Here is a 21,447-nt window from a genome sequence, read left to right as displayed (position 1 = left end):
ATGACATACCAGGCAATACCAGTATTTTGTGCATTGCAATCGTATGCAATTTTTTCCTAAGCGCACTGGGCAGTACGAAAATCCTGGTTGTACCAGTGGTTCGGCATTGGTATTGTGCGTCGACTTATGCAAAACGCCCTGGCCGACGAATACCGGCGCCTCAGCCGCGATACGACCACCCACCAGCCGCTGGCTTACCTGCGGCTGCGCCGGGCCATTCGCAATGTGATCCAGCACCGGGATATCGAACCGGGCCAGACGCTACCCAGCGAACGCGATTTATCGCAGGCGCTGGGTCTGTCCCGCGTGACGGTACGCAAGGCGATTTCCGGCCTGGTCGAGGAAGGCCTGCTGACCCAGCGCCACGGCGCCGGCACGTTCGTGGCCGAACGCATCATCAAGCCGATGTCGCGGCTGACCAGCTTCACCGAAGACTTGCGCGCCCGCGGCCTGCACCCGCGCTCCGAATTCTTCGAGCGCAGCGTGGGCGAGGTGACGCCGGAAGAATCGATGGCGCTGAACCTTTCCCCCGGCGTGCTGGTAGCACGCCTGCATCGCGTGCGCTACGCCGAAGACGAGCCGCTGGCGATCGAACGCACCGTAGTACCCAGCAGCGTGCTGCCCGACCCGCATGAAGTGCATGACTCGCTCTACGAAGCGCTGGAAAAATACAACTGCCGCCCGATCCGCGCCTTGCAGCGCCTGCGCGCGGTGCTGCTGGCGGCGCGCCAGGCCCGCCTGCTGCACGTAAGCGCCGGCAGCGCGGGCCTGCACATCGAACGCCGCGGCTTTCTGGAAGACGGCCGCGTGGTGGAGTTCACCACCTCGTGGTATCGCGGGGATATCTACGATTTCGTGGCGGAATTGCAGACCGATTGAGCTTCCATCATTTATTTAATTGGTCGATATCCAAAATATTATTGAGCAATACGATTGCCATACGTTGGCAACGTCGAGTTGTCCTTCAAGGACTATTCGACAGATGATCCTTATTGGGTGCTATTTTCTCTGCACCTTCTTTTTCTATAAGCTTTCGAAAATTGTCCATAAACGAATCAAAATTCGTATAGCGACCCAGGCGAAAAACCATTTCCTTTTCGATTTCTGTCCACGTGCTTAAATCGGCCTCATTATGCTGAATTTGCGCCTCAAGCTTATCGATGGCCATGGCAACTTTGGCCTCATAGGTGACAGCTGACTCGAACTCCTCCCAAAGCGCCCTGATTTTCTCGCCTGACTTCACTGGGACCATGCTGGCAATTTTGCATATAGCTGCGCGCTCCTCTCTTTCTTTCAAAGCGCGCCTATCTTCACTTAGAAGATCAAAGGCAGGCACATCACCGCATATTGCCTCGACTAAATCGTGGACTATAACCATGGCGAGCAATTTACCAATGTCCACAGGTTGATCTAAATAATCAACCAAGAGAAGCGCCATAAATGATGCCCTCCAGGAATGTTCCGCGACGCTTTCTCGGCGGCCATCCGACATCCAACTGTGCCGCATGAGGCACTTGAGCTTTTCTCCGAGATGGAAAACCTCCAAAAGCATCTCCGCATCCTTTTCCAGGGATTCCTTCATCGTCGACATCTCCTATCGCTACAAAATAACTCGTTCTGCCCAGGCAGAGATTGCTTTGTGCTGCGGCTGTATCAAAGGACCCAGCAGGAAAATGAAAGCTATAGTTCCTATCCCGATAGGACCGCCAAAAATCATGGCCAATATGAGTCCAATAATTTCATCAATGGTTTTGGACGTAGATATGAATCTTAGACTCAAATTGTCGGGGTCGCATTAGCGTCCCCAATTAGCCGCTTTGAGCGGCTCACATCAATAAAGCCACCGGCTTTCCGATGGATACTTCTTCGACAGGGTAGAGACTTGAACCGGAGTCGAAGTTTTCGTGAATTGATTGCTTGATCAGTTCTCGCCTTTGGTTGCTTTCATGCATGCCATGGTCATCGAATGATGTTTCAGGCTGCAGGAAGTTGATTTTCATCAAGTTGTGGGCAGCTTGCGCGCAGCTCAGCAATTAGTCGATGGGGATGGTCAACGTACAAACCTATGTAATCAGGCCACATAGTATTTCCTTGTATCCACTCAAGCTCGACCGAATTTTGCGCTACATGCAGCACTACATTCGGCTTGTCCAATGGCGAGACTTTGGCGACAACCATGCCATCAAGCGTCAACTTGCGCGCGAATGAGCGCCACTTGCCTATTTCCACAGGTGCAATTGCTGTAATGCAGTCAAGCGGCACGGCGCCCCTAACACGAAGCCCCATATGTATGGTCAGTTGATCGCCATCGAGTTGATGCGCACTATGTTTAACGGCATACAGGTCTGAACGATAAGCTATAAGTATGTAAGCTGAAGCAAAAAGCACTCCAACTTCTATTGCTACACGATACAAAGCCAAGATTGGCAATATATAAAAGAGAAAGGAAAGGAATGGTATCTCTACCAGGAACGAAATCCAAAGTGCATACTTCATTGATCTGTATTCCGGTCCTTTGCGAAAGGCAAACCCCTCAGTCGGCATAGCATGCTTTTTCCACGACTCCATAAAGCCGCGAAATATAGTCACTTCAACGAACATAAGTGAGAAAAAGGGATTTAGCCTTATTGGCTTTCCTTTGCGCGTCGACTGAATTCGCTTCCTTCTAGTACGTAGAAATTCCGCTAGTTCGGCTAGCGTAAGCAAAATCTTGATGTCGATCACAAACCAACCCAGCCATAGCAGCGGCTGAGGTATCACCATGCCTACCTTGCGCGCAACCAGCAAACCGATCGATACAAAAGTTGCTGACAGGAGGAAAAATCGGGCTAGTTTGTAGTCGCTTACGCCAAATTTCGACCGACTCATCATGAGACTTGGGGACGAAGGCGTAACAGTTCTGCTCGCATGATTGCATCCTTAGAATCAAGCAGGCGTTCGAGCAGCACCTCATCCATCTCGATACCATGCAGACAAGTTATCGTTCAAAGAAAACCCATGCCCGCATCTATTCTTCATTTGCAAAACCTGTTATGCAATAGAAAGTCATATCAACCCTACACCAAGCTATATAATCAGCACCATCAATTGGTCTTCGTAATTCTATTCGCGTATTATTCATTAACCGCTTCATTTACTTGAATATTATGCGAATACGTTCAATGCTTCGTCTAAATGGATGATCCAGCTAAGGAGTTCCGCCTACAAATTATTTCTTTTAGGCGCACGCTACATAAATCATAAAGCTGAACAGGACAGGTATTTTGATGTAGCCTCGGCATTAGAATTTCCCTATTCCGCACTTGTCATCGATCTACAACCAGGCTGGGCACTTATTGCCGGTAATTTGCTCTTGCTGGCTCCGCCCGCTACAGTTCGCGCGTTTCGGGTGTCCTCAGGCTTTGTCCTGGGGATGAAACGGGAAGCCGGTGCGCCGTGTATCCACACGACTATTCCGGCACTGCCCCCGCAACGGTAAGCGAGCGCTTTACGAACGGTCACACGCCACTGTGCGCTTAGCATGGGAAGGCATCGTTCGGCGGCATGCGTGGTCTTTCATGCATGCCACTCGCGAGTCCGGAGACCGGCCCGAAACAGAGCCAGCAAGGCTCTTCAAGGTTCTGGCGGCTCGCGGTGGGCGGGTGCGGAGATCGCGTTGCGGCCGTTGCTGGCTGCCGCCATTCCCGTATCCGAGCATCCGTGCGCGCCGGCTCATCCATATGTGCCGCGCGGGGACGTGCGGCAGGGGAATCCGTTATGTCGAACAACGCTTCACTCCGACGCGGCGCGCTCGCCGCCGCGCTGCTGCTTGGTCTGGCCACGCAGGCTGCGCAGGCCCAGGCCGTTTCCGCTGGCCAGGCAAGTTCCAGTCAAAGTGACACGCTGGATCCGGTGGTCGTGACCGCGACGCGCACCGCCGTCACTGCCGATGACACGCTGACCTCGGTCACCGTCATCACGCGCGACGATATCGACCGCTTGCAGCCTGCATCGGTGGCCGACTTGCTGACCGGCCTGCCGGGCGTATCCATTTCGCAGACCGGCGGCATCGGCGCGCAGACCTCGCTGTACTTGCGCGGCACCAATCCCACGCATGTGCTGGTGCTGATCGACGGCGTGCGCATCGGCTCGGTGAGCGCCGGGTTGCCGGCGCTGGAACAGATTCCGGTGGCGGCGATCGAGCGCATCGAGCTCGTGCGCGGCCCGCGCGCCAGCCTGTACGGTTCCGACGCGCTCGGCGGCGTGTTGCAGATTTTTCTTCGCCACGGCCAGCCCGACGGCGGCATCAAGCCTTCGGTCAGCGTCACCGGCGGCAGCCATGGCTATGTGAATGGACAAGCCGGCGTGTCCGGCGGCGATTCGCACCTTTGGTACAACGCCAGTCTCGGCGGCGAATACACCAGCGGCATTCCCGCCTGCCGCATGGGCGCGGCGGAAGCCGGCGTGGCGTGTTTCGTCGACGATCCGCGCAATGACGCTTACCGCAACTGGAACGGCTTCGCCAACTTCGGTTATCGCTGGGACGACGGCACCGAGCTGGCGTTCGACTGGCTGCGCAGCAAGAGCAATGCCGAGTACGCTGGCAGCCCCTATGGCGGCGATGACGCGCTGGAAGAGCAGCATGTCGCCGGCGCCCGGCTGAGTTTTTCGCCGCTGGAGCTGTGGAAAGTCACGCTGAACGCCGGCCAGAGCCGCGATGACGACGCCACGTTCTACCAAGGCAGTTATTTCGGCCAGTATTACCCGCGCGTCGCCACCGGCTATTTCGATTCGCGCCGCAACCAGGCTTCCTGGCAGAACGACATCACGCTGGCCAGCAACCAGCTGCTGACCGGGGGCGTGGATTACCAGCAGGAACACATCTACAGCGATACCGCCTTCGAGCAGACCAGTCGCGGCGACACCGGCGCCTTCGCGCAATACCAGGGCACCTTCGGCCAGAACGAAGTGCAGCTGTCGGCGCGCCATGACCACAACGATCAGTTCGGCAATCACAATACCGGCGCGGCGGCATGGGGCTATCACTTCGAACAGGGACCGACGCTGTCGGTGAGCTACGGCAGCGCGTTCCATGCGCCGACCTTCGACGACCTGTATTTCCCTGCCGCAGGCGGCGTACCCACGTCCAACCCGGACCTCAAGCCGGAAACGTCGCGCAGCGCGGAAATCGGCCTGACCCAGCAACTCACCGATTGGAACTGGGGCGTCAATGCCTACCAGACGCGCATTACCGACCTGATCGGCTTCAATAGCGAGTTTGTTCCGATCAATATCAGCCGCGCGCGCATCCGCGGTATCGAAGGCCAGTTCGGTTTCAAGCTGGACGACTGGCGCGTGCAGAGCTACCTGACCCTGCTGCAGCCGATCGAAGACGACGATACCGCCAACAACGGCAACATCCTGCCGCGGCGGGCCGAACGCACCGCGCGCGTGGATGTCGATCGCGCGTTCGGCAAATTCAACGTCGGGGCCACCTTTTTCGCCTCCGGCAAGCGTTACGACGACGCGGCCAACGTGTATCGCATGGGCGGCTACGCCACCACCGACCTGCGCGCCAGCTATGCATTTGCGCCCGGCTGGCAGGTGGAAGCCAAGCTGGCGAACGTGTTCGATCACAACTATGAGACGGCCTATTACTACAACCAGCTGGGGCGCACCTGGTATCTGACCTTGCGGTACAGCCCGTAAGCGTTCGCCTGGCGGGAAGTGGCCGGGGAGAGGTCGATCAAAGGCACGCTTCGAACGCAGGCTCGTCGCAAGCGTGCCCCTCGCCCGTGCCCTCTCCCCGAGAGGAGAGGGAAAAAAAACATTGGCGATCGAGGAAACGATGTCGCCAAGGCTTCCGGCGCACGCGGACTTCAGGCACATTCACGGGCATCGCTTCCAAAGGCATAAAGGCGCCCATGAATGTGCCCTTCGCTTGGTTTGCGCCATGGACCGCGCTGGATGGGCGCGGACATGGCTTACATTGGCCTGACCTCGGCGTATCGGTGACCGCGTGAATATCTTCGCACCGATCATCCGCCGGCCGATCGGCACCTCGTTGCTGGCGATCGGACTGACCATCGCCGGCTTCTGCGCTTATCTGATGCTGGGCGTCGCCGCGCTGCCCACGCTGGATTTCCCCGGCGTCTTCGTGTCCGTGAGCCAGCCGGGCGCCAGCCCGCAGACCATGGCGACCACAGTGATGGCGCCGCTGGAACGCCATCTGGGACGCATTCCCGGCGTGCAGGACATGTACGGCAACGCCAACCAGGGCAGCGCTACCGTGATGGTGCGCTTCGATTTCGGCCGCAATGTCGACAAGATCGCCGAGGATGTGCAATCGGCGATCAACGCCGCCGCGCCGGACCTGCCAAGCTCGCTGCCCAGCCCGCCGCAGTACTTCAAGTTCGACACCTCGCAAATTCCGGTCATGCTGGTAGCGCTGACCTCGACCAGCCTTCCGCCGGACAAGCTCTACGATCTCACCGACACCTTGCTCAACCCTGCCGTGGCCCAGATTCCCGGGGTCGCGCAGGTGCAGGTATTCGGCGGTACGCCGCATGCGGTGCGCGTGGATCTCAACATCGCCGCGCTGTCGGCCAAGGGCCTGACCGCCAACGACATCAGCAATGCGCTGCGTGCCGCCAACGTCACCTCGCCACAAGGCATCCTGAGCGATGGCCAGACGCAGATGACGGTGACCGCCAACGATGCGCTGCATACGCCGGACGATTTCGCCAGGCTGGTCATCGCCAACAAAAAGAACGTGCCGGTGTATCTGTCCGACGTGGCCAGGATAACGGCCGGCGAACAGGATAAATACCAGGCGGCCTGGTTCAACGGCCAGCGCGCCGTCGGCATGCAGATCAACAAGCGGCCCGAGGCGAACGCGGTCGCCACGGCCGAGGCGATCCGCGCCAAGCTGCCCGAACTGCGCCAGTGGCTGCCCGCCGACGTGCAGATCACGCCGATCCTGGACCTTACCCAGACCACCAAGTCAGCCTTGCACGAAGTGGAAGTAGCGCTGCTGATCAGCATCGTGATGGTGGCGGGCGTGATGTTGGTATTCCTGCGCAAGTTGCGCCCCACCTTGATCGCCGCGCTCAGCGTGCCGTTGTCGCTGGCCGGCGCCTTCGTGGTGATGTGGTCGCTGGGCTACACCCTCAACACCTTGTCGCTGGTCGCGCTGGTACTGTGCATCGGCTTCGTGGTGGACGATGCGATCGTGGTGATCGAGAACATCGTGCGCCACATGGAACACGGCGAACCGCCGCTGGACGCGGCGCTGCGCGGCGTCGGCGAAATCGGCTTTACCGTCATCTCGATCACGCTGTCGTTGATTGCCGTGTTCGCACCGCTGCTGTTCGGCAACAACATGCTGATCATGCTGCTGCGCGAGTTCTCGGTCACCTTGGCGGCGGCGGTGGTGATCTCGGCGATCGTTTCGCTGACCCTGACGCCGGCTTTGTGCGGCCACTATCTCAAGCTGGATAACGCCGCCACCGGCACGCCCTCGCGCGTCGAGCGGGCGCTACAGCGCTTCGATCGCTGGCTGCACAGCCATTACGAAAACGCGCTGGACTGGGCCATGCGCCATCGCCGGCTGATGCGCTGGCAACCGCTGAGCTTGCTGGTTCTTACCGTCCTGCTGGGCATGGCCGTGGTCAAGACCGCCGGCGGTACGTTCATGCCGGACCAGGATACCGGGCAGTTGCAGCTCAACCTTCGCGCGGATGCCAATATTTCGCCCACGTTGCTGTCCACGCGCGTGCAGCAGGTCGACAAGATCCTGCAGGACGATCCGGCCACGCTCGACGTGCTCACCATGCTTGGCAACAACCAGACCGGTGGCGCGGTAGGCAATAGCGCCACCATGTTCGCCGACCTGAAGCCGCGCGGCAGCGGTCCGCACGAACGCCCCGAAGACATCAAGAAAGTGATGGAACGGCTGGACAAGAAGTTCGGGGTATTGCCCAGTGTGAAGGTGTACATCAGTCCGGTGCAGTTCCTCAGCGGCGGTGGCGCGGGCGATAACGCCGGCCAATACGAATTCCAGATTCTCGACACCACCGGCGGCGAAGACCTGCAGCCGATCACGCTGGGCATGGTCCGCAAGTTGCGCACGATCCCGGAGTTGCGCGACGTAAGCAGCGACTTCGACCTGGTCGGCAAGCAGCAGGAAATCCAGATCGACCGTACCAACGCCGGCCGCCTGCACGTCAACATCGGCGACATCGATTCGGTACTGCTCAACTCGTTCGGCCAGAACCAGGTTTCGGTGATCTATTCGGATATCAATCAATATCGCGTGGTGCTGACCTCCTCCAGCGCCGAATCGATGAGCGCCGAAGCGCTGCTCAACCTCTATGTGCGCAACACCCAGGGCGCCATGGTTCCGCTCTCGGCCCTGGCCACGATCGTGCCGGACATGAGCCCGATGCGCATACGCCACCACGACCAGCAACAGGTGGCGACGATCAACTACAACCTCGCCCCCGATGTCGCGCAGAACCATGGCATCGAACTGATCAACCAGGCCGCGCAGCAGGTGCACCTGCCGGCCGGTGTGCGACTGGATTTCACCGGCGCCAACCAGCAATTCCAGCAGGCGCAGTCCAACGGCGGGGTGCTGCTGATTGCCTCGATCGTCGCGATGTATATCGTGCTGGGCATCCTGTACGAAAGCCTCGGCCATCCGCTGACCATTCTTTCCACCCTGCCCGCCGCCGGCATGGGCGCGTTCCTGGCGATGCTGGTGACGCATACGCCGCTTTCGTTGATGGTGATCATCGCGATCCTGATGCTGATCGGCATCGTGAAAAAAAACGCGATCCTGATGGTCGACTTCGCGCTGGTGGCGCAACGCGAACACGGCCGCTCGCCACCCGAGGCGATCCGCGAGGCGGCACTGGTGCGCTTTCGTCCCATCACCATGACGACCTTGGTGGCGATGGGCGCGGCGCTGCCGCTGGCGGTGGGTTTTGGCGTGGGTTCGGAAATGCGCCAGCCGCTGGGTATTGCCATTGTCGGCGGCCTGCTCGTATCGCAGCTGCTGACACTGCTCAGCACGCCGGCGATCTACTTGTGGCAATACGATCGCCGCCTGCGCAAGGCCGCGCGCAAGGCGCGTCGCGACGAAAAGCGACGCTTGCGCAAACTCGGCAGGCAAGCCACCGCCACTAAATGAACTAGGGATGCCAACGCGGGCTGGACGACCGGGTCCGGACCAGCAAGCTTGCATGCCTTCTCAGGCATGCCTTCTGGCACGGCCGGACTTCAGGCACATTGTTGTGGCAACGGTTAGGCGTATGAGGTTGCGTATGATGGCAATCTCTCCAAACCTTCCGTTTCCCGTTCGGCCTGTTCGCTACGGTCGCTTGCGCCCGGCCGGCGTGGCGGTGACGCCATGAATGTCTTCGAGCCGATCATCCGCCGCCCGACCGGTACGTCGTTGCTCGCGCTGGGGCTGCTGCTTGCCGGCGCCTGCGCCTATGCCTTGCTGGGGTTGTCTGCTTTCCCATCGATGCAGTTTCCGGGCGTGGCGGTGGTCGCGCTGCTTCCCGGTGCCGATGCACAGACCATGGCATCGACCGTGGTCGCGCCACTGGAGCGCCAGCTGGGGCGCATTCCCGGCATCGAGGAAATGGATTCGGATACCAACCAGGGCGGCACGCAGATCCAGATCCAGTTCAATCCCAGTCGCAGCGCTGATCAGGCGGCGCGCGACGTGGAGGCCGCGATCAATGCCGCCGCGCCCGACCTGCCGACGGCCATGGCGCTCTCGCCACCGCAATATTTCAAATTCGATACCTCGCAGATTCCGATCCTGCTGATCTCGCTCACCTCGACCAGCATGCCGCCGGACAAGCTCTACGACCTGGCCGATACGCTGATGAAGCCGGCGATCTCGCAGATTCCCGGCGTGGCGCAGGTGCAGCTGGAGGGTGGCGCGCCGCATGCGATAAGGGTATCGCTGAACAGCGCCGCGCTTACCGCGAAAGGCCTGACCGCCAATGACGTCGCCAATGCCTTGCGCGCAGCGAATGTCAGCTCGCCGCAAGGCGTGCTGACTGACGGCGTCACCCAGATGACCGTCGACGCCAGCGACGGCCTGCACACCGCAAGCGATTTCGGTTCATTGGTGATCGCCAACCAAAAAGGCCGACCGGTGCGTCTTTCCGATGTCGCCACCGTCAGCAACGGCCAGCAGGATATCTACCAGGCTGCCTGGTTCAACAATCTTCGCGCCGTCACGCTGCAGGTCAACAAGCGTCCTGAAGCCAATGCCGTGCAATTGGTGCAGCAAATCCGCGACACCATTCCACGGCTGCGCGCGCTGGTTCCGGCGGACGTGCAGATCACCCCGATCTTCGACCTTACGCAATCGACCAAATCCGCCCTGCACGAGGTGGAAATCGCCTTGCTGCTGAGCATCGTGATGGTGGCGCTGGTGATGCTGGTGTTCTTGCGCCGTGCACGTCCTACGCTGATTGCCATGATCAGCGTGCCGCTCTCGCTCGCCGGCGCCTTCGTGCTGATGTATGCGCTGGGCTTCACCCTCAACACGCTGTCGCTGATTGCGCTGGTGCTGTGCATCGGCTTCGTGGTGGACGACGCGATCGTGGTGATCGAGAACATCTTCCGCCACATGGAACAGGGCGCCAGTCCGCTGCAAGCCTCGCTGGTCGGCGTGCGCGAGATCGGCTTCACAGTGATTTCGATCACGCTGTCGCTGGTTGCGGTGTTCGCGCCGATGGTGTTCGGCAACAACACGCTGGTGATGCTGATGCGCGAATTCTCGGTGACGCTGATCGCCACCATCGTGATCTCCGCGCTGGTGTCGCTGACCCTCACCCCGGCGTTGTGCGGCCGCCACCTGCTCACGGAAAAGATTGGCGAGCGCCAGCCAGGCCGGCTCGAACAGGCAGTGGAACGGTTCGACCGCTGGCTGCTGCGTATCTACGAGCGCGCGCTGGACTGGGCCATGCATCATCGGCGCATCATGCGCTGGCAGCCGCCGATCCTGCTGGTGCTCACCGTGGTGCTGGCGATGGCGGTCGGCAAGACCGCGGGCGGCGCCGTCATGCCCAAGAGCGACACCGGCATGCTGCAGGCGACCATGACCGCCGAAGCGAATATCTCCCCGGACCTGCTCGCCCAGCGCGCGCAAGCGGTCTACCGCACCATGCTCGCCGATCCGGCCGTGCTGGATGTCGCCACCTTCCTGGGCGGCAACAATTCCAATGGCGCGGTAGGCAACCAGGCATCGTTCTTCGTGGACCTCAAGCCCCTCGGCAAGCAACCCGGGCAGCGGCACGATCCGGTGGACCAGGTAATCGCGCGACTCAACCGGCAATACAAGAAACTTCCCGACGTGGACGTCTCGGTGACCAGTCTCGGCTTTTTCGATGGCGGCGGCGGCACCAAGGCCAAGGGCCAATATGCCTTCAACCTGACCAGCACCGCGGGTGGCTCCTTGCAGGAACCTACGCTGCGCCTGGCGCAGGTGATGCGCAAGATGAAGCCGTTCCGTGATGTCACCACCAGCTTCGACAGCATCGGCAAGCAGCAGATGCTGGTGGTCGACCGCAATGCGGCATCACGCCTGCAAGTGGGCATGGGACAGATCGACCAGCTGCTCGCCGATGCGTTCGGCCAGACTCCGGTGTCGTTGATCTATTCGGATATCAACCAGTACCAGGTGATCCTGACCGCTGACAACGCCGGGTCGCTCAGTCCCGAAACGCTGTTGAACATGTATGTGCGCAATAGCAGTAACAAGATGGTTCCGCTGTCGGCCATGGCACATATCAAGCCGTATATCGCGCCGATCGATGTGCAGCACTTCAACCAGCTTGAATCGGCGGCCATCAACTACAACCTTGCCGAAGGCACCAGCCAGGTCGAAGGCCTGAAGTTGATCGACCAGGCGATGGCCGTCGCACAGCTTCCGCCCGGTGTCGGCAAGCAATTTACCGGCGACAACAAAAAGCTGATGCAAGCGGCGGGCAACGCGGCGGTCATGTTCATCGCCGTCATCCTGGCGATGTACGTGGTGCTTGGCATCCTCTACGAAAGCCTGATCCATCCATTGACCATTCTCTCGACCCTGCCCGCCGCCGGCATGGGTGCGTTCCTGGCGATGCTGATCACGCATACGCAGCTCACCACCATGTCGGTGATCGCGGTGCTGATGCTGATCGGCATCGTGAAAAAGAACGCGATCCTGATGGTCGACTTCGCCCTGGTCGCCGAGCGCGAGCATGGCCGCGCACCGCCCGACGCGATCCGTGAAGCGGCGCTGGTGCGCTTCCGCCCGATCACCATGACCACCCTGGTGGCCATGGGCGCCGCGCTGCCGCTGGCGATCGGCTTCGGCATCGGCTCGGAAATGCGCCAGCCGCTCGGCATCGCGATTCTTGGCGGCCTGTTCGTATCGCAATTGCTCACCCTGCTCAGCACGCCGGCGATCTACCTGTGGCAGCACGATCGGCGCGAACGCAAGGCCGCGCGGCGCGAGCGCAAGCGGATGCGCAAGCTGGATGCGCGGGCCACGATGGCGTGACGGCGGTACCGCACGATGCAACGCGCACCGCCAACCCTATCGCCGCGCACGGCGCTTTGTGTGACACTCGCGCAGCAGATTGATCAGGGAATGCTGTCATGCTCGACCTCAGGCTCGAACACTTCGCCGACCAGCTGGACCAGGATTTCGTCGTCGCGCACGAACACGGGAACACTGCGTTTACGCTGGTCAAAACCGAATCGCTGAGTTCGCAAACACCGGCCGGCCTGACGCGCCCGCCATTCTCGCTGATGTTCCACAATCGCTCGGAAGTCCTGTACCCGCAAGGCATCTATACGATGCAGCATCCGGCGCTCGGCGCGGTGGACATTTTCCTGGTGCCGGTCGAACGCGGCGAACCAGGCTTCGTGTATCAGGCCGTCTTCAACTGAGTTGCGCGTTGCGTATCCAGCGCATGCCGATATAAGGGCCTTCCCGGTGGGTTACCGCGAAACCTTGCCGCGCATATAGTCGCTGCGCGTCGGGATTGCGCTGGTCGACGTGCAAGTCGATGCCGTCGGCGCTGTTTTCGGCAGCCAATGCCTTTACCCATGCCAACAGGATGCTGCCCAATCCCCCGCCGCGATAAGCCGGCAACAAGGCGATCTCGATAATGTGAAAATACGGCGGCTCGCGCAGCAGGTAGAGGCGGCCCGCATCGGTTCCCTGGTGCTGGACCACGTAGAAGTCCGCCCGCGCGTAATGGGTTACGAAATGATGGTGTTGCAGCGAAAACTGGCTATCCAGGAACGGTTGCCGCACCGCTTCCGGCCACGCCACTTGATTGAGCTCGTCCGCGCGTAGCAGCCCATAAAGCTTGCGCATGAACGGGAGGTCTTGCGTGGTCGCCGCGCGCAGGGAAAGATCGCGCGCGCTCAGTAAATGAGCGCACGCAAATGCATCGCACCGGCTGGCCGGGAACGGGGCGAGCGCAAGCTGCATCAATTGAAAGACGGATAAATGCCTTGCAGGCAGATGCAGATATTCAGGCCCAGATACGGCTGCCGGTTTTCATGCGGTTGATTGCCGCCGTTCATGCCGATGGTCGTGGCGGCAAAGGATGTATTCGGCGTCGCGGTAACAAATGCCGTGGGATTGCCCGGCGTCACCACGCCATAGCCCGCCTGCGGCGCGGCCGCTCGTTTGCTGGTGTCGGGCTGCGCATATAACGTCGTTGGATGTGTATGCGACGGCATTTGCGTGATGTTCAACGTGGCCTGCACTGTGCCGAAAGGCTCGCCGATCGTGCGCTGGCTCAACCCCGGACCCTGTCCTTGGCTACAAGGCGCGATACCGTTGGCGAAGTTGTTGTCGTAGAAATTGGGCAGCGCAAAGGTCCGGGCACCGTCGCCGCCGTAATAGGTCCCCAGCAGCGAGAACAGCGCGGTGAACTGCTGGACTGCCAGCAGTTGCCCGTTGCATACGGCCCAGCCGCGCGGCGCGTAATTGAAGCCGAATACCTGAATTTCACCTACATATGCGTCTGTCACGTCATATCCCCTTAGATCGTTGTGACGATGTCCATGTGTGCCGGCGTATCACGCTTGCGAAGGGTAGACACCTTCGTAGGCAATGCAGAACGAGACCGTCAAGGTCGGCATGGTGTTGTCATGCGGCAAAGCGCCGCCTACGGTGGTGACGCTTTGCGACGACATCTGTTCGGTACGGATTCCCGGCGCGGTGGTGTACATGGTGTCGCTGCTGAGCGCGCCGAGCTGACCGTTGGCGGGCGTGTTCGCCGAAGCGGCCGCCGTCGTCGCGTTGTAGGCATGCGTATGCGTCGGCATCTGGCTGGCGGTCAACGTCACGCTTTCGGTGCCGAACAGTTGCCCCATCACGCGCGGCGTCAGCCCCGTGCCGGTACCTTGGTGCAGCGGTATCCGGCCGCGCAGATCCGGCACCCCAAAGGTGGTCTGGCCATCGCCGCCATAGGTGGTGCCGAGCAGCTGGAACAGGACCTGGTATTGGGCAATCGATTTCAGGCTGCCGTCGCAGAGAAACCAGCCGGTGGGAATGCGTGGAAAGCCGAACAACCGGATCTCTCCGACATATGGTGTGGACATGAGGTGTCTCCTTGACGAAGGTAGTGGATCAATTAATTGCGCGACGGAAAAATGCCGGTCAGCGCGATATTGAAATTGATCACAAGCGACGGCTGCATATTCGGATGCGGGGCGTTGCCCCCTGCGTTGGCCAAGGTCACCGGATCCAGCACGACCGACGAGCCGCTCGCCGCGTAGATCGGCTCACTGCCACTACCGCCGTAGAGATTGCCGGTGGGATTGGATTTATCGCCGGCGGTGGTCGAGCCCATGGCGACATGGTTATGCGCAGGCATGTTCGCGCTGAGCAGCGTGACATTTTCGACGCCCGCGACCTGTCCAACCGTCGAGCCGGTGGCAGTGCTGCCCACCGGGGTTCGCCCGCGCAGATCAGGTAGCGCGAAAGTCCTTATGCCGTCCCCGCCAAATTGCGTGCCAAGCAAGGAAAATAATGCCTGGTTCTGGTTGATCGGCAGCAATTGTCCATTGCACTGGGCAAATCCCTTCTGCGCAAACGGGAATCCCGTGAGCATGACCTGCCCGAGATAAAAAGTAGCCATCTCCCCTTCCCCCTGGATGGTGTAATGACGCGCCGGAACTGGCGCGGTCGCCACTCTCTCCCAGCGGCAGGCAACTTACAAGCGATATCTGGTCATCACGCGCCCTTTACATTTGCGATCGTTTTGCGAAGCCACTGTTAAATGGCGCGTTTTCTTGCTCCAATAGCATTCGAAGCAGCAGGGGCTAGAGATTTTGGGAAATCGGTGCGGCACGCATGGATATGCAGCCGCGCCCGCGCCTGCGTGAAGGCCGTTCTGCCGCAATGGCGTCAGGCCGTGATGCAACAGGGATTTGGGGGGTTGTAGCCATGTCGCACCGTTTGCTTGAGCGGAATCGCGCGCGCGCGAGTCGGTTGCAGGATGTTCTGCGCCGGTTTTTTTCCACACGCGCCAGTACGGCGGGCGTATCGCGCGATGCGGCCACGTCACCGCATTCCTGTCACGGCATTTTGTCGCGACTGGCGTTGTTGTTGTTGCTGGCCAACACGGCGGTGTGGCCGGCAATGGCGCATGCGAATGAATGCGGCACGTTCAACGAGACAGTCGCTTCCGGCGGCTCGATCACATTCAGCGTCTTGAGCTGCTCGGTCAATGGCGTGCAATCCATTACGCAGCCCTCGCACGGCAGCGCCTCCATCGTCGGTGAAAAGACCGCCGGCAACATCATGTACACCAACAATGGGCAAGGCTCCAGCGATCAGTTTACCTTCGTGGACGATAATGACGAGACGATCAACGTCATCATCACCATCGGGTCACCGTCCTATCCGCAGATCGTCATCAGCCCCGCGACCATGCCCAACGGCAGCGTCGGCACGGCTTACTCCCAGACCTTCACCGCCACCGGTGGCGACGGCGGTCCGTACACGTTCAATATCGCGGAAGGCAACCTGCCCGCCGGCCTCAACCATAGCGGCGATACCATCGCGGGCACGCCTACCGAGTCGGGCACCTTCAGCATCACGCTCACGGCCACGGATGGTCATGGCGATGAGGCCACGCAGAACTACACCTTCACTATCGGTGGCGGTGTTCTCTCGGTAACGCCCGGCACGGCGCCCACGGGCAATTTATATGCATCGTATGCGCTGAGCATGAACGCCAGCGGGGGTACCTCTCCCTATACCTACGCCTACGGGAGCACCGGCAGCCTGCCGTCGGGCATGACGTTCAACAACGGCGTATTCGGCGGCGCGCCTACGCAGACCGGCACCTTCACGTATGCGGTCAACGTGACCGATAACGCCGGCAACAGCGAGCGCGTCGACTATACGTTCGTCATCAACCCGCCCGTGATCACAGTCGCCCCGACCTCGTTGCCGGACGGCACGCAGACGCTCGCGTACAGCCAACAGCTCACCGCGGGCGGCGGCAAGCCCGCTGGTAGTTACACGTTTGCGGCGAGCGGCAGCCTGCCGCCTGGCGTCACGCTCAGCAGTTCGGGTTTGCTCAGCGGCACGCCGACCGCCACCGGCACCTTCAACTTCACGGTGACCGCGACCGACAGCAGCCCCAGCCCGGGCCCTTACAGCGGCTCGCAAACCTACGCGCTGAAAGTCGATCCCGATCTGCCGCAGTTCACTACCGCGTCGTTGAACCCAGGCACCGCCGACGTGAACTACAGCCAGCAGATCAACGTGACCAGCGGGCATGCGCCGTATACGTTCTCGGCCACCGGCCTGCCCTCCAACCTTGCGATCTCGAGCAGCGGCGTGATCTCGGGCACGCCGACCGAAACCGGCAGTTTTCCGGTATCGGTCACCGTAAAAGATAGCCTCAATGCGACAGCCACACAGAACTACACCCTGCAGCTGAATACGCCGACACTGACGATCTCGCCATCGTCGCTGCCCACGGCGACGTTGAATGCCAGCTACAACCAGACCATCACCACCAGTGGCGGCACCCCGAGCTACAGCTACGCGGTGGCCGGCGGCAGCAGCCTTCCGCCCGGCATCACGCTCAGCAGTGGCGGCGTGCTGAGCGGTAAACCGACGGTCAGCGGCACCAGCCCCTCTTTCACGATCAACGTGACCGATTCGACTGGCGGCAATGGTCCCGTCACTACCTCGATCGTTTACGCCCTGCAGGTCGTCACACCGACTATCACCTTGCCGGCCACCTTGCCCAATCCGCAAGTCGGCGTGGCGTATACCCAGGCCCTGGGTGCAAGCGGCGGTACCGGACCTTACAGCTATAGCTACACCGGCACGCTGCCTCCCGGCATGACGCTCAATAATGGCGGCAGCCTGTCCGGCACGCCGGACGGTGGCGGTACCTATAACTTCACGGTGACTGCCACCGACAGCAATACCAACGCCGGTAGCCAGAGCTACACGCTGACGATCAACACCCCCACCATCAGCGTAAGTCCGAATGCCCTTGGCAGCATCAAGGTCGGCGTGCCGTTCTCGCAGACACTCACCGCCAGCGGCGGTACGCCGAGCTATACGTACCTGGTATCGTCCGGCGCGTTGCCGACGGGGGTGACGCTCGATACGAATAGCGGCACGCTGTCAGGCACCCCGACCGCCGGTGGCAGCTACAGTTTTGCGATCCAGGCGCAAGACAGCAGTGTAGGTACCGGCCCTTACAGGAGCGCGCCGCAGTCGTACAGCGGCACCATTGCCGATGCAACGGTCGCGATTTCTCCTGCTGCCGGTACGCTCAACGCATCGTATGCGCAATCGTTCAGCCAGGTGTTTACCGCCAGCGGCGGCACCGCGCCGTACACGTATTCGATGAGCGGCCAGGCGATTCCGGGGCTCTCCTTCGATAGCGGCACGAACACGTTGTCCGGCATGCCGACCCAACCGGGCACCTATAACTTCAGCATTACCGCGACCGACAAGAGTACCGGCACTGGCGCGCCCTATTCGGCCACGCAAAATTACACGCTTACTGTCAGCACGCCCTCCATTACGATCACGCCAGCGAGCTTGCCGAACGGTACGGTCGGAACGGCTTATAGCAGCACTGCACTCAGCGCGAGTGGCGGCGCCGGCCCGTATACGTATTCGTTGGGCTCGGGCAGCTTGCCGCCAAATTTGACGCTTGGCGCCAGTGGCATGATTAGCGGCACGCCGACAGCGGGCGGCAGTTTCAACATCACTGTGATCGCAACGGACAAGAACGGGCAGGCCGGCAGTCAGGCTTACACCCTGGTCATCGGCCAGCCGACGATCACGATTTCACCGGCCGCGGGTGCACTTGGCGCCGGTTATGCGCAGGCGTACAGCCAGACATTCAACGCCAGCGGCGGGACCGCCCCCTATACGTTTTCGATGTCCGGCGCCAGCATTCCAGGCCTCAGCTGGAACGCAGCAACGGCCACCTTGTCCGGCACACCGACACAACCGGGCAGCTACAGTTTCACCATCACGGCGGTCGACCACAGCACCGGCAGCGGCCCGTATACGCAAACGCAGAACTACACGCTGACGGTGGCTGCGGCGGCGATTTCAATCACGCCGGCCACGCTGCCGAACGGCTCGGTCGGAGTTGCTTATAGCAACACCACGCTTACGGCCAGTGGCGGCATCGCGCCGTACACCTACGCGCTGGCGGTAGGCAGCAGCCTGCCAGCGGGCATGACGCTCAGTTCCGGCGGCATGCTCAGCGGCACGCCCACCGCGAGCGGATCGTTCAACGTTACCGTGGTGGCGACCGATCACAACAACCTTACCGGCAACCAGACGTACAACGTATCGATCGGCGCGCCCACGATCACGTTGTCGCCGGCCACACTCACGGCGGCCACCGCGGAAACCGCGTATAGCCAGACGTTCACTGCTTCCGGCGGTACCCAGCCCTATCATTATCAAGTTACCAGCGGCGCGTTGCCGCCTGGGATGAGCTTGAACAGTAGCGGGGTACTGAGCGGCACGCCGACCGCGGCTGGAACGTTCACTATCTCCGTGCAGGCGACCGATAGCAGCACAGGTACTGGCGCACCCTTCTCCAAGACCGGCGCATACGCGGTGACGGTCGGTTCGCCCACGGTGAGCATCACGCCAAGCAGCTTGTCCGGCGCGCAAGTTGCCGCGGCCTATAGCCAGCAATTGACGGCAAGCGGCGGCAACGGCAGTTACAGCTTCAGCATCAGCGCCGGTGCCTTGCCGGCCGGCCTGACACTGAGCAGTTCCGGCCTGCTGTCCGGCACGCCGACGGCCGCGGGCAGTTTCAGCTTCACCGTCATGGCCAAGGACAGCCTGAATTTCTCGGGCTCGCAGTCCTACACGCTGGCCACCAGGCAGCCCCGGCCGGTGACCGTCAACGACACCGCCAGCACACCGGCGAACCAGGCGGTGACGATCAATGTGACCTCGGTGGATACCGGTCCGATTACCAGCGTGGCGATCGGTACGGCGCCGGCCCATGGCGCGGCATCGGTCAGCGGAATGGGCATCGTCTACACGCCGGCGCACGATTTCTTCGGCACCGATACGCTGACCTATACCGCTACCGGTCCCGGTGGTACGTCCGCGCCGGCTACGGTGACGGTCACGGTGACGCCACTGGCAGTGCCGACGATTGCCGCGCAGAACATCACCATGCTTGCCGGCAATACGGTGAGCATCAATCCGACTACCGGTGCGACAGGCGGTCCGTTCACGGCAGTCACCATCGTCAAGGCGCCGGGCTCCGGCACGGCAACGGTGGCGGCCAATGCGATCAACTACACCGCCGAAGCCACGGCCTCGGGGCAGGTGAGTTTCACCTACACGTTGTCCAATGCGTTCGGCGTATCCTCGCCAGCCACGGTGACGATCACGATCGATCCGAAGCCGATCGCGGTCTCGCAAAACCTCTCGTCCGTTGCCGGCCGGCCAGTGCAGGCCGTACTGACCAAGGGCGCGAGCGGCGGACCGTTTACGGCGGCCACGCTGGTATCGCTCTCGCCTGCCTCGGCAGGCAGCGCGCGCATTGTGCAGGCATCGGGTGGCTACCAGCTCGACTTCACGTCGTCGCCGACGTTCAGCGGCGCCGCCGTGGTCACCTTCACGCTGACCAACGCCTATGCGACCTCGACGCCGGGCACCATCACCATCGCGGTGACTGCGCGGCCGGATCCGTCGAAAGATCCGGAAGTGCTGGGGGTGCTCACCGCGCAGGCCGATGCGGCCCGTGAATTCGCCCAGGGCCAGATCGACAACTTCCAGCAACGCCTGGAAAGCCTGCATGGCGGCGCAGGCGGCGACGGCGGATTCCAGAATGGCCTCACTTTCATGTCCGGCGACAACATCAATCCCGATGGCCTTGCCACGCAATGGCCGTACAACGGCACGCAGAACACGGCGGCCAACCTGGATCGACGCTACATGGTGGCGCCGCAAACACCGGCCAATCCGGCATCCGCGTCGTCGTCCGTGCTACCCAACGGCTATACCGTGTGGACCGGCGGCGCGGTGAATTTCGGATCGCGCGATACCACGGCCACCGCCAACGGCTTCGACTTCACGACCTCGGGCGTCAGCGCGGGTATCGATCATCGCCTGTCCTCGTCCTTCGCGATGGGCGTCGGCGTGGGCTATGGCCACGACGATTCGGATATCGGCCACAACGGCAGCAGCAGCATTGCCGATAGCTATAACATCGCCTGGTACGGCAGCTTCAGTCCGAGCCCCTCGACCTTCGTCGACAGTTTGCTGGGCTACGAATGGCTGTCATTCGACGCGCGCCGCTATGTCACCGCCGATGGCAATACGGTCAGCGGCAGCCGTGACGGGCACCAGGTATTCGCCTCGATCTCCGCCGGCTACGAGTACCGCACCGATACCTTGCTGCTCTCGCCATACGGACGACTCGACGCTGCTTCCGCGCGGCTGGACGGCTATACCGAGCAAGGCGATGCGATCTACGCATTGAGCTACCAGAGCCAGCTGGTGAAAACCACCACGACCAGCCTGGGTATCCGCGCCAATTACCTGATCAAGGAAGACTACGGCACGGTCATGCCGCAACTGCGCGTGGAATACGAGCACGATTTCCAGGGTTCCAGCCAGGCCACCATGAGCTACGCCGACCTGTTGGCCGGACCGCTCTACCGTGCGCAAGTGGATCCGCTGACGCAGAACCACTTCCTGGTCGGCGTGGGCGTGAACTGGGAATTCCCCAACAACCTGATGCTGCGGCTGGAATACGTCAACCAGATCGACGCGGGTGACCAGAACGACCAATCGGTGTTGATCAACATCCAGAAGAAGTTCTAGGGATGCTGTCAGAAAAATCAAATGCGCGCGCGATGCCAGCCACCCCAGGCACTGCATGAAAGCGACGGCGGATACGTTGTTCC

12 protein-coding genes and 1 riboswitch are annotated in these 21,447 nt (G+C 61.1%); of the genes, 6 read left to right on the top strand and 6 right to left on the bottom strand.

Annotated features, from left to right (window positions below):
- Nucleotides 1–126: 126 nt before the first annotated feature.
- On the top strand, nt 127–879 hold the full coding sequence (locus ISP15_RS04575) for a GntR family transcriptional regulator (protein WP_404545576.1): 753 nt from the start codon (nt 127–129) through the stop codon (nt 877–879).
- An 85-nt stretch (nt 880–964) separates the two neighbouring features.
- Here ISP15_RS04575 and ISP15_RS04570 read toward each other — a convergent pair whose 3' ends face one another.
- Complete coding sequence (locus ISP15_RS04570) at nt 965–1,582, bottom strand: HD domain-containing protein (protein WP_404545574.1); 618 nt, start codon at nt 1,580–1,582, stop codon at nt 965–967.
- Between the two features lie 392 nt (nt 1,583–1,974).
- A complete protein-coding gene (locus tag ISP15_RS04565) occupies nt 1,975–2,871 on the bottom strand; it encodes a hypothetical protein (protein ID WP_404545573.1) in 897 nt (298 codons plus the stop codon).
- A gap of 498 nt (nt 2,872–3,369) precedes the next feature.
- Nucleotides 3,370–3,606: riboswitch (cobalamin riboswitch) on the top strand.
- Between the two features lie 150 nt (nt 3,607–3,756).
- Here ISP15_RS04565 and ISP15_RS04560 point away from each other — a divergent pair.
- The 4 genes from ISP15_RS04560 to ISP15_RS04545 all read left to right on the top strand — a co-directional run bounded on the left by ISP15_RS04560 (nt 3,757) and on the right by ISP15_RS04545 (nt 12,942).
- Complete coding sequence (locus ISP15_RS04560) at nt 3,757–5,688, top strand: TonB-dependent receptor domain-containing protein (protein WP_404545571.1); 1,932 nt, start codon at nt 3,757–3,759, stop codon at nt 5,686–5,688.
- A 310-nt stretch (nt 5,689–5,998) separates the two neighbouring features.
- Nucleotides 5,999–9,172 carry an efflux RND transporter permease subunit gene (locus ISP15_RS04555; protein WP_404545569.1) on the top strand — a complete coding sequence of 1,058 codons (3,174 nt, stop codon included), beginning with the start codon at nt 5,999–6,001 and terminating at the stop codon, nt 9,170–9,172.
- 219 nt (nt 9,173–9,391) lie between these two features.
- Nucleotides 9,392–12,550 carry an efflux RND transporter permease subunit gene (locus ISP15_RS04550; RefSeq protein ID WP_404545567.1) on the top strand — a complete coding sequence of 1,053 codons (3,159 nt, stop codon included), beginning with the start codon at nt 9,392–9,394 and terminating at the stop codon, nt 12,548–12,550.
- Nucleotides 12,551–12,648: 98 nt separating this feature from the next.
- Nucleotides 12,649–12,942: a DUF6916 family protein gene (locus tag ISP15_RS04545; protein ID WP_404545565.1), complete on the top strand. Its 294-nt coding sequence runs from the start codon at nt 12,649–12,651 to the stop codon at nt 12,940–12,942.
- On the opposite strand, the gene ISP15_RS04540 is transcribed toward ISP15_RS04545, so the two are convergent.
- The 4 genes from ISP15_RS04540 to ISP15_RS04525 all read right to left on the bottom strand — a co-directional run bounded on the left by ISP15_RS04540 (nt 12,935) and on the right by ISP15_RS04525 (nt 15,152).
- Nucleotides 12,935–13,375, bottom strand: a complete 441-nt coding sequence (locus ISP15_RS04540; RefSeq protein ID WP_404545563.1) for a GNAT family N-acetyltransferase — start codon at nt 13,373–13,375, stop codon at nt 12,935–12,937. The genes ISP15_RS04545 and ISP15_RS04540 overlap by 8 nt on opposite strands.
- A 116-nt stretch (nt 13,376–13,491) precedes the next feature.
- Complete coding sequence (locus tag ISP15_RS04535) at nt 13,492–14,040, bottom strand: phage tail protein (protein ID WP_404545561.1); 549 nt, start codon at nt 14,038–14,040, stop codon at nt 13,492–13,494.
- A gap of 48 nt (nt 14,041–14,088) precedes the next feature.
- On the bottom strand, nt 14,089–14,613 hold the full coding sequence (locus ISP15_RS04530) for a phage tail protein (RefSeq protein ID WP_404545560.1): 525 nt from the start codon (nt 14,611–14,613) through the stop codon (nt 14,089–14,091).
- A gap of 32 nt (nt 14,614–14,645) precedes the next feature.
- Complete coding sequence (locus tag ISP15_RS04525) at nt 14,646–15,152, bottom strand: phage tail protein (protein WP_404545558.1); 507 nt, start codon at nt 15,150–15,152, stop codon at nt 14,646–14,648.
- 308 nt (nt 15,153–15,460) lie between these two features.
- Between ISP15_RS04525 and ISP15_RS04520 the strand changes: the two genes are divergently transcribed.
- Nucleotides 15,461–21,364: a putative Ig domain-containing protein gene (locus ISP15_RS04520; protein WP_404545556.1), complete on the top strand. Its 5,904-nt coding sequence runs from the start codon at nt 15,461–15,463 to the stop codon at nt 21,362–21,364.
- The last annotated feature ends 83 nt before the right edge of the window (nt 21,365–21,447 follow it).

The organism is Dyella jejuensis, assembly GCF_044904675.1.
GTDB classification, from domain to species: domain Bacteria; phylum Pseudomonadota; class Gammaproteobacteria; order Xanthomonadales; family Rhodanobacteraceae; genus Dyella_B; species Dyella_B jejuensis.
Note: the sequence above shows the minus strand (reverse complement) of the source record. Positions and strands in the feature narration are given on the sequence as shown.

What these genes read in the sequence shown, in the direction of transcription:
- ISP15_RS04575 (WP_404545576.1), top strand. Translation starts at nt 127, where the DNA reads ATGCAAAACGCCCTGGCCGACGAATACCGGCGCCTCAGCCGCGATACG.
- ISP15_RS04570 (WP_404545574.1), bottom strand. Translation starts at nt 1,582, where the DNA reads ATGAAGGAATCCCTGGAAAAGGATGCGGAGATGCTTTTGGAGGTTTTC.
- ISP15_RS04565 (WP_404545573.1), bottom strand. Translation starts at nt 2,871, where the DNA reads ATGATGAGTCGGTCGAAATTTGGCGTAAGCGACTACAAACTAGCCCGA.
- ISP15_RS04560 (WP_404545571.1), top strand. Translation starts at nt 3,757, where the DNA reads ATGTCGAACAACGCTTCACTCCGACGCGGCGCGCTCGCCGCCGCGCTG.
- ISP15_RS04550 (WP_404545567.1), top strand. Translation starts at nt 9,392, where the DNA reads ATGAATGTCTTCGAGCCGATCATCCGCCGCCCGACCGGTACGTCGTTG.
- ISP15_RS04545 (WP_404545565.1), top strand. Translation starts at nt 12,649, where the DNA reads ATGCTCGACCTCAGGCTCGAACACTTCGCCGACCAGCTGGACCAGGAT.
- ISP15_RS04540 (WP_404545563.1), bottom strand. Translation starts at nt 13,375, where the DNA reads ATGCGCAAGCTTTATGGGCTGCTACGCGCGGACGAGCTCAATCAAGTG.
- ISP15_RS04530 (WP_404545560.1), bottom strand. Translation starts at nt 14,613, where the DNA reads ATGTCCACACCATATGTCGGAGAGATCCGGTTGTTCGGCTTTCCACGC.
- ISP15_RS04525 (WP_404545558.1), bottom strand. Translation starts at nt 15,152, where the DNA reads ATGGCTACTTTTTATCTCGGGCAGGTCATGCTCACGGGATTCCCGTTT.
- ISP15_RS04520 (WP_404545556.1), top strand. Translation starts at nt 15,461, where the DNA reads ATGTCGCACCGTTTGCTTGAGCGGAATCGCGCGCGCGCGAGTCGGTTG.